At 65.4% G+C, this 12,602-nt stretch carries 14 protein-coding genes; 6 read left to right on the top strand and 8 right to left on the bottom strand.

The features are described from left to right. Nucleotides 1-123: 123 nt before the first annotated feature. The 6 genes from RUU78_RS23735 to RUU78_RS23710 all read right to left on the bottom strand — a co-directional run bounded on the left by RUU78_RS23735 (nucleotide 124) and on the right by RUU78_RS23710 (nucleotide 5,331). Nucleotides 124-1,194, bottom strand: coding sequence for a hypothetical protein (locus RUU78_RS23735; RefSeq protein ID WP_313920245.1), 1,071 nt, complete (start codon nucleotides 1,192-1,194; stop codon nucleotides 124-126). A gap of 250 nt (nucleotides 1,195-1,444) precedes the next feature. Next, entirely contained in the window at nucleotides 1,445-1,804 is a 360-nt protein-coding gene (locus RUU78_RS23730) for a hypothetical protein (protein WP_313920244.1), read from the bottom strand. 396 nt (nucleotides 1,805-2,200) lie between these two features. Further along, complete coding sequence (locus tag RUU78_RS23725; RefSeq protein WP_313920243.1) at nucleotides 2,201-3,115, bottom strand: hypothetical protein; 915 nt, start codon at nucleotides 3,113-3,115, stop codon at nucleotides 2,201-2,203. Between the two features lie 153 nt (nucleotides 3,116-3,268). Beyond that, nucleotides 3,269-4,027 carry a hypothetical protein gene (locus tag RUU78_RS23720; RefSeq protein ID WP_313920242.1) on the bottom strand — a complete coding sequence of 253 codons (759 nt, stop codon included), beginning with the start codon at nucleotides 4,025-4,027 and terminating at the stop codon, nucleotides 3,269-3,271. A gap of 208 nt (nucleotides 4,028-4,235) precedes the next feature. After that, nucleotides 4,236-4,739 (bottom strand): DUF3011 domain-containing protein, encoded by a 504-nt coding sequence (locus tag RUU78_RS23715; RefSeq protein WP_313920241.1) that lies wholly within the window; start codon nucleotides 4,737-4,739, stop codon nucleotides 4,236-4,238. A gap of 211 nt (nucleotides 4,740-4,950) precedes the next feature. Next, nucleotides 4,951-5,331 (bottom strand): GFA family protein, encoded by a 381-nt coding sequence (locus RUU78_RS23710; protein WP_313920240.1) that lies wholly within the window; start codon nucleotides 5,329-5,331, stop codon nucleotides 4,951-4,953. 181 nt (nucleotides 5,332-5,512) lie between these two features. Between RUU78_RS23710 and RUU78_RS23705 the strand changes: the two genes are divergently transcribed. The 4 genes from RUU78_RS23705 to rpsU all read left to right on the top strand — a co-directional run bounded on the left by RUU78_RS23705 (nucleotide 5,513) and on the right by rpsU (nucleotide 9,018). Next, nucleotides 5,513-5,875 (top strand): VOC family protein, encoded by a 363-nt coding sequence (locus tag RUU78_RS23705; protein ID WP_313920239.1) that lies wholly within the window; start codon nucleotides 5,513-5,515, stop codon nucleotides 5,873-5,875. A gap of 195 nt (nucleotides 5,876-6,070) precedes the next feature. Continuing rightward, nucleotides 6,071-6,511: a nuclear transport factor 2 family protein gene (locus tag RUU78_RS23700; protein WP_313920238.1), complete on the top strand. Its 441-nt coding sequence runs from the start codon at nucleotides 6,071-6,073 to the stop codon at nucleotides 6,509-6,511. A gap of 581 nt (nucleotides 6,512-7,092) precedes the next feature. Next, nucleotides 7,093-8,505: a hypothetical protein gene (locus tag RUU78_RS23695; protein ID WP_313920237.1), complete on the top strand. Its 1,413-nt coding sequence runs from the start codon at nucleotides 7,093-7,095 to the stop codon at nucleotides 8,503-8,505. 213 nt (nucleotides 8,506-8,718) lie between these two features. Further along, nucleotides 8,719-9,018, top strand: a complete 300-nt coding sequence (gene rpsU, locus RUU78_RS23690) for a 30S ribosomal protein S21 (protein ID WP_313920236.1) — start codon at nucleotides 8,719-8,721, stop codon at nucleotides 9,016-9,018. Nucleotides 9,019-9,157: 139 nt separating this feature from the next. Here the strand turns inward: rpsU and RUU78_RS23685 are convergent, their stop codons facing one another. Further along, nucleotides 9,158-10,066 (bottom strand): hypothetical protein, encoded by a 909-nt coding sequence (locus RUU78_RS23685; protein WP_313920235.1) that lies wholly within the window; start codon nucleotides 10,064-10,066, stop codon nucleotides 9,158-9,160. A gap of 484 nt (nucleotides 10,067-10,550) precedes the next feature. On the opposite strand from RUU78_RS23685, the gene RUU78_RS23680 reads away from it, so the two are divergent. Beyond that, nucleotides 10,551-11,072: a hypothetical protein gene (locus tag RUU78_RS23680; RefSeq protein WP_313920234.1), complete on the top strand. Its 522-nt coding sequence runs from the start codon at nucleotides 10,551-10,553 to the stop codon at nucleotides 11,070-11,072. Nucleotides 11,073-11,812: 740 nt separating this feature from the next. Here RUU78_RS23680 and RUU78_RS23675 read toward each other — a convergent pair. Continuing rightward, nucleotides 11,813-12,094 (bottom strand): hypothetical protein, encoded by a 282-nt coding sequence (locus RUU78_RS23675; RefSeq protein ID WP_313920233.1) that lies wholly within the window; start codon nucleotides 12,092-12,094, stop codon nucleotides 11,813-11,815. A 229-nt stretch (nucleotides 12,095-12,323) separates the two neighbouring features. Here RUU78_RS23675 and RUU78_RS23670 point away from each other — a divergent pair, with 229 nt between their 5' ends. Then, complete coding sequence (locus tag RUU78_RS23670) at nucleotides 12,324-12,545, top strand: helix-turn-helix transcriptional regulator (RefSeq protein ID WP_313920232.1); 222 nt, start codon at nucleotides 12,324-12,326, stop codon at nucleotides 12,543-12,545. Nucleotides 12,546-12,602 lie beyond the last annotated feature (57 nt).

The raw sequence follows: 12,602 nt of genomic DNA, 5'->3' as shown, positions 1-12,602 counted from the left end.
CGTGCAACCGCAGGCGATCCTCGCGAGCCGAGCATGCGTACGGGTTGGTGACGGACTCGTGATTAAGGCCGGCCAGATCGCGCTGCGGTTCAGCCTCTCCGCACGCGCGCCGCACAGCTGCACCTATGAACGATTGCCGCGCAGCCGCTCGCCGTTGTGGCGCCGGATTGCGTAGAGGCCGTGGTTCCACGCCTTGAGTCCGCGCACGCACCAGCCGGTGCCCGCATCGCGCGCGCGTTCGAACTCGACCTGCGGCGGAAACTGCGTCTCCCAGCCGCCGAGATCGATATAGATCGCGTCGCTGGCCGGACCCGTGCCGTACAGCACAAGGTTCCAGCCATGCCAGCCGGCGAGTTCGCCGTCGCGATAGCGTACGACCACATCGGAGCGTGCCGACGGAAACACCAGCGCCTGCGTGCCGCGCGCGCGCAGGTAGCTGCCGATCGCCTGCAGGCGCCGGTTCTCCGGCGTGGAACCGCCGAGCGCCAATGCAAGCAGCTCGGGCAGGACTTCCTCGAAGCGCCGCGCGCGCGTCGGCACCATGCTGCCTCGCACGAACTCGGCGAAGAACCACTGCTGCGCCGCCGGCAGACGCAGATCGAGCACACCGCCGAGTTCCGCATTCGCCGTCACCGTGCCCAGGGTCATCAGGAACGGATGGCCGAGCGCCGCGTTGGTGTGGATCGCCTCGCGCAAGGTCGGCGAGAAACCGGCGCAGAACGGCAACAGCGAACGCGCCTCGCGCACCGAGAGCAGAACAAAGCAGCCGCGCGGCACGTCCAGCGCCGTGGCGATGTCCTCGCGCATCAGATCGCAGAACTCCACGTACAGGTCGTCGCGCAGGTTGCGATAGGCGTTGAGCTCTTCGGCGAGCACGCCACTGTCATCGCCGTTGGCACCGTTGGCGACCGAGAAATAGCGCGCGCGCGGCAACGGCGTGCCGTCGCCGGAGAAGCGCCGGAACTGCGTGCGCAGGAACATCGGCGGCAGCCTCGATGCGACGGTATCCGACGTGAGGTCGCTCCGACACTCGATTCCACAACCGTCATCCAGCTCGAAGAAATGCGGTGCGCAGACGCGCAGCAGGGCCAACCCGTCGGGGCTCACGGATTCCGCGTTGATCTGGCGCAACTGCCCCTTGAACGTCGTCAGCGGAATCGTCCGTACACCGTTGCCGACAAGGCCCTGCACCATGCGGTGTGCTCCGGAAGTGAATGGATCGCGGCCGGCACGCGCTTCATCGCGGGCGGCGGTCGCCTCTTCCTTGTGCAATCTGGGGACCGGGCCTCCCACGCGCGCACGGCGTGCCTGTCGCCGGAAATAATCCGCCGGCGTTCGCACGGAGACGTTGGGAACACCTCCCGCGCCGTCGCAGCGGACTCCCCCCGGACCGCGTGACCCGGCCCGCGTGGCGTGCGCCGAGCCGTGCTCGGCGCGGCCGCAATCAATCCGCAATCACGTTGTAGCCGCGTCCTTCCAGGCAGCGCGACACGATCGCGCGCTGTTCGTAGGAACCCTCGACGCCCCCGGCGATGCCATAGCTGGTCGCGCTCCACGCCGCGACATGCGCGACATCATGGCCACGCAGCCCGACGGCGAGCGCGAACAGCGCGCCGATCGCCGCGCCCGCCGTCGCCGCGCCGGCAGCCTGCGCGGCAGCGGGTCGCTGCTCGGCAAGGTACTGGCAATCGGCCAGGTCGGCCTCGTAGCTGCCGCGGCTGATGCCGGAATCGACGACCGGCCGATAGTTCACGGGCGCGCAGCCGGCGCACAGCACCAGGACAATGATCAGCAATGGTTTCATGACGATTCCCTCAGGTTGAGCCTGGCCCGAGAATGGCGGCAGGCGCCGCGCGCTCTTGCCCAGCTTATACGCGCGAACGCGCATCCCTGAGGAACGCTACGCGGTAGCGCGAGCGCACAGGCCATCGGCCCTGCCACCGGTGTGCGGCCGATCGTGCGGCGAGCAGCGCGTCATCTGGGGCGCCCGCGAGGGTTGACGACACGGCGGCCAATCAGTGCCACCCGTTGCACGCGTTCTGGACAGCGCAACAGGACTGGCTGGACGAGTTGATCGTTGTGAGCACTGTCGCGTGAACGTTGCGCTGGTGCGTCGCGTACACCACGCGACGATCGCGCGTCGGAAAATGACGAGCCGCAACACCATCGACCGTCCCGGCCGAACCTTACCGCGTTCGCTTCACGGCGTTTCGATCGCGTCAGTCCGTCGAACCGGACTCTGCGCCGCACCCGTCGCGGCCTGCAAGCATTGGCGCAAAGCCTTTCCGGCGACCCGATGTTCCAGGAAGCCGGGCTGGATGAGCTGAGTACGCAACCTGACTTCGCGATCAGGTCCGAACACGATGCCTTCGCCGTGTTCCGCGTGGCCGGGCAAGCGCAGCCCTGCCGCTCGCAGACGAGTGATCACGTCGCCTCGCGCGGCAAATCCCATGCGGTCGTCGTAGCCTGCTGGCGTCAGCACGAAGACTGACTTCGCCAGCAAGCACGTGTCAGCAACGATTTCGCCGATCTCCCAGGCGATCCCGTCTTGCAGCGACGGCACCACGATGATGTGGCTCGCCGCCTTGGCCAACGCATGGAAATCATCGCGCCAGCCGGCATCGCTCGATTCGAATCGCGTCGCGCCGATCGTTCCCGCATCATCGTCGCCGATCGCCAGCAGCTCGCCATGGCGCTCGCCATGCAGGCGAAACGCATCGTCCAAGGTCGTCGTGTCCGGCAGCAGCATCTTGTAGAAGAAGAGAATGGTCGCCAGAAAACCATCCCTGCGCGGGTTGCGTACGCGAAATCCCGCGTCGACGGCAAATGGCCGCAGGAACAGGATTCCGTTGAACGTAGCAAGTCGCCGAGACCGTTCGTCGAGTGACTGAACGGGAACGTCGGCGACCGTGCGCTCACGGAATTCTTCATTGCGCTTGAATTGGTTCGAGCGATCATCGGCACGCTTCGCCGGCGTGCCGATCAATAGCAGCAAGGGAACCAGAACGACCAGGTAGACGAGCGTGGCATCTCCACCTGGCCGGCTGCCGAAGACTTCCACCTTCAGCACCATGTAGATCGCCATAGCGAGGATGGCCACGCCGATCGCGCGCATGTGTTTGCTCCGAGTGCGCTCGCCTGCCGCCGTTGTGACGATCCGTCCGGCGCACGTCGGACTATATGTGCGCCCGGCGCACCGGATCTCCCACTGAAGACACTGCGCGTTCAGCCGCCCCCGACAGGACGTGTGCGTACCGCGGTGCGCTGCTCACCACGCCCGCGAACTGTTCGGCGCCCGATACCACACCACCAGCCCCGCGGCGAGCAGCAGCGTGCCCATCCAGCCCAGCGCGCGCGGCCAGACCGGCCGGCGCCGCAGCACGTCGACCTGATCGATGAAGATCGTCTCGCAGGCGCCGTTCTCGCTGTCGTCGCGGCTCGTCGACGTACCGCGCGTGAAGGCGAAGCCGGCCGTGTGGCTGTAGCTGGCCAGCTGACCTTGCAGCCGCACCTGATCGCCAACGCGCAGGTTGCGGATCGTGCGCGCGACCGCGGCGTTGTCGGTCAGCAGATGATTGTTCGAGATCGCACGCACATGCGCCTGCGTCACTGGCGTGCCGCCGGGATAACTGAAATAGCAGGTGAACTGCGCATTGTGGAACGACATGTGCTCATACGCTCCGTCTGCCGCGTTGGCGCCCCAGGCCAGGCACAGGTCGGCGACGTTGAGATGATCGTTCGTATCCGCATGGATCGTGTCCCACCAGGTCTTCGTGTCGTGGCGGTTGACGACGAGACCGGCAATGTCGTAGTCGAACACCGGATCGATGCGGTAGTCGACACCATCGGCGTGCACCGAGAACGGCTTGACCCGCGTCGCCGTCTGCCGCGGCTCCTCGCGCACGTCAGCGGCGATTTCGGCGGGCTTCGGCGTGGCGCCGCGATAGACGAACGCGGCGACCAGCAGCGCACTACCGGAACACAGCAGCAGGCGCGCGAGCGACATCAGCGTGCGGTCCAGCCACAAGCCGCCGGCACTACTTCAACCGGCACCGTTCGATCCGTCTGCATACACGATCTCGTCTGCTGTCCCCGATGACAGGTACGCGACGATAGCGCAGGAGCGTGGACGCCCGACAGCGATCCCGCACCCGCGCCAGATCATGGCTGCCGTCGCGACGCGGCGTGGACACCGGTCGTTGCGGCGCCGAGTCGCGCGATCGCTCAGCCGACAGCTAGTGCGTGCCCGGAGCCATGCAATTCTCCCAGCCCACCACCGAAAGGCTCTGGTAGCGGCCATCGTACGACAGCGCCTCGATGCACGAGCGCCGGTCCGGGCTGTAGAAATACACATGCAGGTAGGCCGAATGGACCGACCGCGCATGGCTGTAGCCGCGCTTGAGCAACGCCGCCTTGGCCTCCTTGGCGGGCGACCCGGCCAAGTCGGCAAAACCGCTGTCGTCGCGGTTCTCCGGTTCCTTGCTGCCGCTGGTGCCGAAGATGGCGCGGCAGCCTTTGTCGACGACGATCCCGGTCGAGGTTCGCTCCCAGTTCTCGCCCTCGATGCAGGGCGTCCTGCTCAACTGGGCATCGACCCATACGCGTCCGTCGCCCGGCACGTCGCAGCGGATGCGCGCACCGTCGTACGACTCGCAGGTCACGTTCGGCCCGCGCGCCGCGGCAGGACCGGCGAACGTGGCACACAGCACGAATACGAGGAAGCCACGCGGGGTTTTCATCGGAAAGGCCTTGGTTCGAGTGGAACGGGGCGACCGCCATCCGCGGCCGAGCCGGCAGAGCTGCGCCGCTGCGGACATGCGGGGACTTGCCGGAGAACATCCACGCAGCGCTGCGCACGCCGGGGCCAGCAAGTCGATGCGATGGGTTCGCCGAACCTCGTCGGCGCGGCGGGACGCCGCCATTCGCGACGGCCCCGCCGGAGTGATTCGCCTATCGCGGGTTCTGCTGCACGCCGTCGCCAATGTCGTAGTAGTCACCCTTGTCGGCGACGAAGATATGCAGGCCGAGCGTCACGCCGGTAGGCCGGTCGAACGCGCCCATCGCGATCGCGATCCGGTCCCGGTGCATCGCGTCCCAGAACAGCGCCGACCCGCAGCGCGAGCAGAAGCCGCGACGCACCTTTTCCGACGACTGGAACCACGTCAGCGCATCGCCGCCTTGAATCGTCGCATCGGTGCGCAGCACGTCGGTGGAGGCCCAGTAATGGCCCGACTGCTTGCGGCATTGGGTGCAGTGGCAGGCATCGGGCGGATGCAGCGCAGCGCTGACCTCGAAACGCACGGCGCCACAGAGACAGGATCCGGTATGCATCGGCAGTCACTCCTTCGGACACGGGCGCGGCGATTCTCGCATCGCCGTGACGCGCGACGGAAAGGAAAGAGGTCGCCGCTTCACAGGGACCGCGACGATACCCGACACTTCGCCATGGCCGGCGCGCGCTTCTGATCGGCGCAAGCGCCGCCAGATCCCTCCCACCGCCTGCGAAACCCTCATGAAACTGACCCAGATCATCCCAATGCTGCCCGTGCGCACCATGCCCGCGAGCGTCGCGTTCTACGAAAAGCTCGGCTTCCAGGTCGAGGACCGCAACGACGAATGGCGCTGGGCGATGCTGGCCTTCGACGACTGCCGCCTCATGGTCGACGAATCCATCAACGTCCATCCCCCTGCGCCGCGCCAGTCCGTGCTGTACCTGTATCCCGACGACATCGTTGCGTATCACCGGATGGTGCGCGCCAACGGCGTGGCGATTCCCGACCTCGACACGACGTTCTACGGCATGACGGAATTCCGTCTTGACGATCCCGATGGCAACCGGCTGTGGATAGGTCAGGAACGGGCATCCGACGGCTGAGTCGCGCGATTCCACGGCATGCTGGACAGCCCTGCATGCAGACGCCGCGCGCGGACAAGACGCGTGCTGTTGCCGCGTTCGCGCGTTCGCCAAGCCTCACGCGAACTTTCGAGCCCGCCCACGCACTGAACCCGGCCCGCCCGCGTCGCCGCATCCCGGCCACGCGGAGACTCACCACCCCATCAAGGCAACGACATGACTCCTCTGGCACTGATCGCAACGCTCGCACTGGCCGCCGGCACACCAGCCGGGAAACCCGATCCGGCCACCGTCGATGCGATCAAGGCCACCTGCTTCGACTACATCGACGGCCAACTCGAAGCCAACCCTGATCGCGTCGCGCGCGCGCTGCATCCCGACCTCGCCAAGCGCGCCGTGATCGGCGACACGCCGTACGAACGCTTCGGCCTGCGCCGCATGAGCAAGGAGGAACTCGTAGACCTGACAAAGCAAGGCGCACTGAAGACACCGAAAGAAAAATGGGACCGCACCTGCACCATCCTCGACATCACCGGCACCGCGGCGTCGGTACGCCTCGAAACGCCCTGGTTCGTCGACTACTTCCACATGGGCCAGTTTGGCGACAAGTGGCTCATCGTGAATGCGCTGTGGTACAGCAAGCCGAAAGGTAAATAGGCTCGAACACGAACCGCCATCCGGCAGCCGCCTGCAGAAGTCCGTGGCTATCGCACGTCACGGAGCCGACGAAACCGGTGGTGGATATTTGATACACGTCACGCCTACGCAATCCGGAGGCCGCCTGAAGCAGTCCGTGGCCATCGCGCGTCACGGAGCCCATGAACACGGCTTTTAATAGCCCTCCCCTTCAAGGGGAGGGTTGGGTGGGGATGGTGTTCGCGTGAGCGTAGGGCGTGGCGCAAAACGCTGTACTGGCTTTAATGGAAGCGCGCTTTGCCGACGATGCAAGATCAACCCCATCCCCACCCAACCCTCCGGCCCGTCAGGCGTTCAGGGCGATGAGAACCTTCGGTTCTAAGCCATCGTCCTTCACCCCCTTGAAGGGGGTGAATGGGCAACCGCTCAGAACCGAAGGTTCTGGTTACCCTGAACGCCCAACGGGCCGGAGGGCTTTCACGACCGGCGCTACTTGGCTCGGCATCTTGTTCGAGGCGATTGGGGGTTTTCAGCGGCACACGCCGTGATCCCTGCCCGCATCCCCCTGCGTATGCGAGGGCAATCCCCACGGAGTGCCCGCCATGCGCCAGTTCCTTCTCGCCGCCGCCCTGTCCTGTGCCGCCTTCAGCGGCAACGCCTCGGCGGCCGATGGCGCGCTCGATGCCACCTTCGGCACCGACGCGGAATTCCCAGGCTACGGCTTCTACATCAACCCCAACGGCACGCCGAATTTCACGCTCGACCATGTCGGCGCCATCGTCAAGGCGCCGGACGGCAAGATCTGGGTCGTCGGCCGCATGAAGGCGCCCGGCGCCTATCGGCTGAGCCTGACCCGTACCGACGCCGACGGCTATCCCGACATGGAATTCGGCGACCAGGGCCTGCGCAGCGTGGTCGGCCCGTGCGCCGACTTCAGCGTCAGCGATGCGACGCTCGATGCGCAGGGCCGGCTTGTCGTCGCGGTGGACGAATGCCCCGACTTCACGGTCTACCGCTTCCTGCCCAACGGCGATCTGGATCTCACCCTCGCGGGCAGCGGCGTGCTCAGCGTCCCGTTCAACCAGGGCGGCGGTGACGAAGACCGTAGCCAGAAAGTCGCCACCACGCCGAACGGCAATATCCTCATCGCCGGCACCGTGACGACCCCGACCACGCGCAACCTCGGCATCGCCCACTACACCGCCGCGGGCCTGCCCGTCGCGGGCTTCGGCACCGCCGGCAAGCTCACCGTGCCGATGGAATGGTCGGTGCCAGAGATTCCCGGCGTCACCGGCCTGTATCGCATGGCCGACGGCCGCATCGTCGCCACGGGCCATATCTCGGAGACCTCGCAGGCCGTCTCCGACAAAAAGCAATTCGTGGTCCGCATGCTGACCAACGGCGCGATGGACCCGTCCTTCGGCAACGTGTCCGCCGGCCTGTCCAAGATCAACCTCAAAAGCCCACTCGGCCTCACCGAATCGCCGCGCGTCTATGCCTCGCTGATGGAATCCAACGGTTCGGTCATCCAGGTCGGCAGCATGCTGTCCAACCAGGTGAGTTCCGGCAGCGACATCTTCCTGTTGCGCTGGCGTCCCGACGGCCAGCTCGACACCAGCATCGGCCCGAACGGCGTGCGCCAGTACGCGCTGGACTTCGCCGGCCCGAACCCCGGCGACACCGAGAGCAACTGGGAATCCGCCAACAGCATTGCGCACCAGGCCAACGGCCAGTACGTGATCGTCGCCAGCAGCCGAGTGGGCGAATACGCCGCCACCGCCCTCGTCCGCCTCAAGCGCAACTTCGCCGTCGACACCACCTTCGGCAACGGCGGCAAGATCCAGCACACCATCGAAGTCTCCACCAACAGCCAGCACGGCCAGGCCGCCGACCCCATCCTGATGCAGCCCGGCCGCATCGTCGTCGGCGGCGTCGTCTTCACCGGCATCAACGGCCGCATGCAAATGATGATGGGCATGACGCACGATGAGATATTTGCGGATACGTTGGAGTAAGGCGTCGGCACCGAGCAGCAAGTTCGGCGTTGCCGCACATGCCGCTCGGATATTCACCGCGGGCAGCGCCATCCGCTTACATGCACGCCCCGTTGCCGCTCCGCGCAACACCCCGAATACTCGCGCCGCGATGGCGCCCTTGCCCATCGCCGCCGGCCGGCGTCCCAGGCCAAACCCAAGTCCCGGTTGCGTCGCCCGTTAAGACGCCCGTTCGTGAGCCGCAAACACTTCGTCGGAAGACGAATCCAGGTCGAGGACGGCGAGTCCATCGACCGCGCCCTGCACCGCCTCGAAATCAGCCTGCAGTACGAATACAAATGCTGGACCAAGAAGCGCTACGGCTACTACGAGAAGCCTAGCGCGCTGCGCCGCAAGAAACGGAAAATGGCGCAGATCTGCCAGATCCGCTCAGGTCCCTATCAAGGCGCCAACCAGCGTGCGTACTGGCATCAGTTCCTTCACCTGAAACAGTTGATGGCACGCACGGGGCCGATCAACAGCGTCAGCCGATAGTGCCGCCGCTGGCAACGACGCGGCATTCGCTGCCGCGCCGGTCGTCAACGGACCGGCGCGGCGTCAGGCCGCTCGATCACCAGCCATCGACGTGGAGCCGCCAGAATGGCCCGGCCCTCGAACAACAGACCCACTCAGGTCAGTTCGGAATCACGCAGGTCGTCGTGTTGTTGGTCGGATTCCAACTGCACGTGATGACGCCACCGTTGGCCGCCCCAGAGCTGATGGGAATGCCCAGCGACCGCATGTATTCGATGAACGCAGCCATGTCCGGGCCTTGGCCCGGGGGGAAGTACCAGCGGCCGGTGTAGTCCTGGGGATTGGAGCTGCGATCGGGCAGCCAGTGGCCGCTGTCGTCTCGGGCACTGTCCTTAACGTAGACCGCGTTCTCCCCCAGCGTGGCACGGACCTGAACCTTTGACCCGTCGTCGAACACGATGTCAATCGTGATCACGATGCCCTGCGTCATGGCGAAATACGCATCCAAGTGGCCAGCGATATACGACAGCGGGCCAGCCAAAGAACTGTTTGGATTCATCTGGAAAATCTGCTGCGTGCTCGCCAGGTCGAGCAGTTGATTGCGCAGCGAACCGTCCAGGAGGAAATCGTGTGCGGTCGGCTTTCCCGGCAGATAGGTCGGGAAGGACGTGCTACCCACGTCGGCCGTAACCGAACTCTTGAACGTGCCGTTGGTTCCCCGCCACACCAGACTCATCTGACCGGCCATGTCCACCAGGTCGGACGTAATGGCGACTTCTTCTGTCTGGAGGGTGCAGCCCGCGTTGGTTTCGTTGCCGGCCTTGGGCGCCTCGGACTTGGCCCCGTTGCCACCGCCGACGTTCGGGGCAGAACCGCAGTAGTTGCGGTATTTCTTGATTGCGCCATTGGCGGGATTCCACACGATGTGCGCTGTCGGGCTGGCGCCCAGCGTGCGGGCTTTGCTGTACATCTGCGTGTCGGAACAGTTGACGCATTGGACGGCCGCCGAGACAGAACCAACGACCAACAGCAAGACCACACCACCGATTGCTCTGAGTGCTTGATGCACGATGAATCTCCTTAAGGTATACAACTCCACTGATGCGGGGGCAGTGTAAAGGGCCTTTCTTCCCAATGAAACCGGCCGCGGCGGTACCGCGAAGCCGCTACGCCGGCAAACGGCTATTCGATGCCGGCCTCAGTGGACGGGCACCTACTCGATTTTCGGGGTTCAACGGGCTCACGCGCTGTGCGGATGCGGTTCGCGTGCCCCACCCCGCGCCCGCTCAAGCCCGACCGCTTACGCCACACTCGCCCCGCCTCGCGTAGCGGACTCGAACGGTCGCCGCGCAACCGTACGCCACTGCATCCACTTGTCACTTATGCCATTAGTGCATTTATATTGCACGACATTGCAGCAGCTGAAAAAATCGCCGCGGCGACGCGCTATCGGCCGTCCGCACCCTGCGGCGCTGTCTGGTCGCGTGCGTCGCCGAGCCGCAATCGCACAGGGACGATTGCTCACCCAAGGAATTGCCTACAAGGATATTTTCGTGAGCCAAGATCTCGTGTCACTCAGCTTCACCGCCGAACAGCTGGCCGCCGCGGACGCCGCCATCACCCAACTGGAAACCATCTTCGCCGGCTTCATCGCGCTGACGCCCGACGAACGCCGCAGCCTGAACCGCATGGGCAACCAGTCCAAGCCGTTCTGCGAAAACACCATCCTGATGATGGAACAGAACCTCCCGCTGATCCCGCCCATCCTCAACCCCGCCAGCGCGCGCCAGGACATGCTGGCCCTGCAGCAGATCTCGCCGCTGCTCGATCGCCTGGAGCGCCTCACCGAGCGCGGTTCCGATACCGAGGCCGCCCTCGGCAGCGACATCATGGCCCTCGCCCTGGCCGGCTACGGCGCCCTCGGCGTGGCCGGCAAAGGCCAGGGTCTGGACAGCCTGCGCAAGCAACTGTCCGTGCGCTTCGCCAAGACGCGGCGCAAGCCCGATACGGCCGACAAGGCCAAGACCGGCAAGACGGACGATGACGCCGGGAACGAGGGCGGCGGCACGACCTGACCGGGCCGCGCCGACCGCTTATCCGTCGCGCCATGTCCACGGACCTTTCAACCCGTGAAACCGCGGGGCGGTGAATGAGCGGCGCCGTACGCCATTCCAGCAACAACGCGATTCATCGCGGTACGAACCCCGCGCCGGTCCGCCGAACGGCCGGCGCGGGACCGCGTGCGGAGCCGGTGCGCCACGCGCTCGGGACCGCATAGCGGGGGACATCGCATGGGGCTGACGCACCCCTCGCCGCTCGCACGCCAAGCGACACCGCCCACGGGAGTCCGGAGCGGCGCAGAGCGATTCCGGAAGGCCGCGCAACCAGTCCCGATGCGGTCAAACCGCTTCCGGATACCTGAGAGGCGGCTCCGGAAGCAGTCAGACTGCCAGCGGATACCCGGAAACGGATTCCGGAGGCGGTCCCAGCGCTTCGGCTGGCCCTCCGACGGACTCCGGAAGCGCTCAAAGTGACGCCGAATAGGGTCGACGCGATTCCCGAAGCGGTCAAAGCGCTTCCGGACAGGCGCAAAGCCTCTCCGTTCGGGATTTCTGCAATAGCCGCTGACCGCAGCAGCGTAAGGGCGACAGCGGCGGCACACGCCGCGCTCGCCGACGCGAAACAGCCGCCTCGCGCCAACCACCAGCGCCGCTGCGACACGGCACCCACGCAGTCCCCGCCGCAAGCGTCGCACCACCCGTTGCGTAACGAGTCGCGTGCCCTGCCCCGCTCGTGCCATCGCGACGCCGGACGCCTACATCACCTCGGGAGGCTCCATCACCGCGAACAACCCCAAAGCATCGCGCGACAGAATCGCAATCGCCTCCACGAACGCCACATGCGTCTGCTCGTCCGGCGACTCCACCGCCGTCGTCAGCAATGCCTCACTGAGCAGACTCGCCGCCTTCAGGCGCGACATGGCTTCGTCATGCACCGCGCGGCGCTGCTTGGGGGTGTCCACGGCGAAGGCGAACAGGACGTGTTCGGCGTTGCGGAATTCGGTGGGAAGGGGGTGGAAGGAACCGATGGGTTTCATGAGCCCATCTCCACGCCCGACCGGGTTTCGACTGAACTTCCCAGGCTCCGCCGACATAACCACAGGGAATGAAAGACTATTTCGCCGCACATACATGACCTCCCGTCGCTGATCGCTCCAATTGAGCCGTGTTCCGATGCGCCACAACGTCGCGCAAACAAATACTATAGTCTCTGGCACTAAAGTACTAGTCCTAAGACGGTAACGGGGATCCTTTCGGAACCCCACCATGACCTCATTCGAGAAAGCGTTGGGCCAAGTGATCGCCGAAGAACGCAAGCGGCAATGCCTTACTCAAGAGGCGCTCGCCGATGCATGCGGAATCCATGTCACCTACATCAGCCAACTGGAGCGCGGGCTAAAGTCTCCGACAGTTCGAGTGCTCCGATTGATCGCAAAATCGCTGAACACGAGCGCCTCCACTTTGCTCACGAGAGCGGAACACGACTAGTCCAATCGCTTATGCCACTACGTTCCATTGATGGCGTCCACGCAACGAACATCAAAC

This window comes from Tahibacter sp. (assembly GCF_032229445.1).
Taxonomy (GTDB): domain Bacteria; phylum Pseudomonadota; class Gammaproteobacteria; order Xanthomonadales; family Rhodanobacteraceae; genus Tahibacter.
Note: the sequence above shows the minus strand (reverse complement) of the source record. Positions and strands in the feature narration are given on the sequence as shown.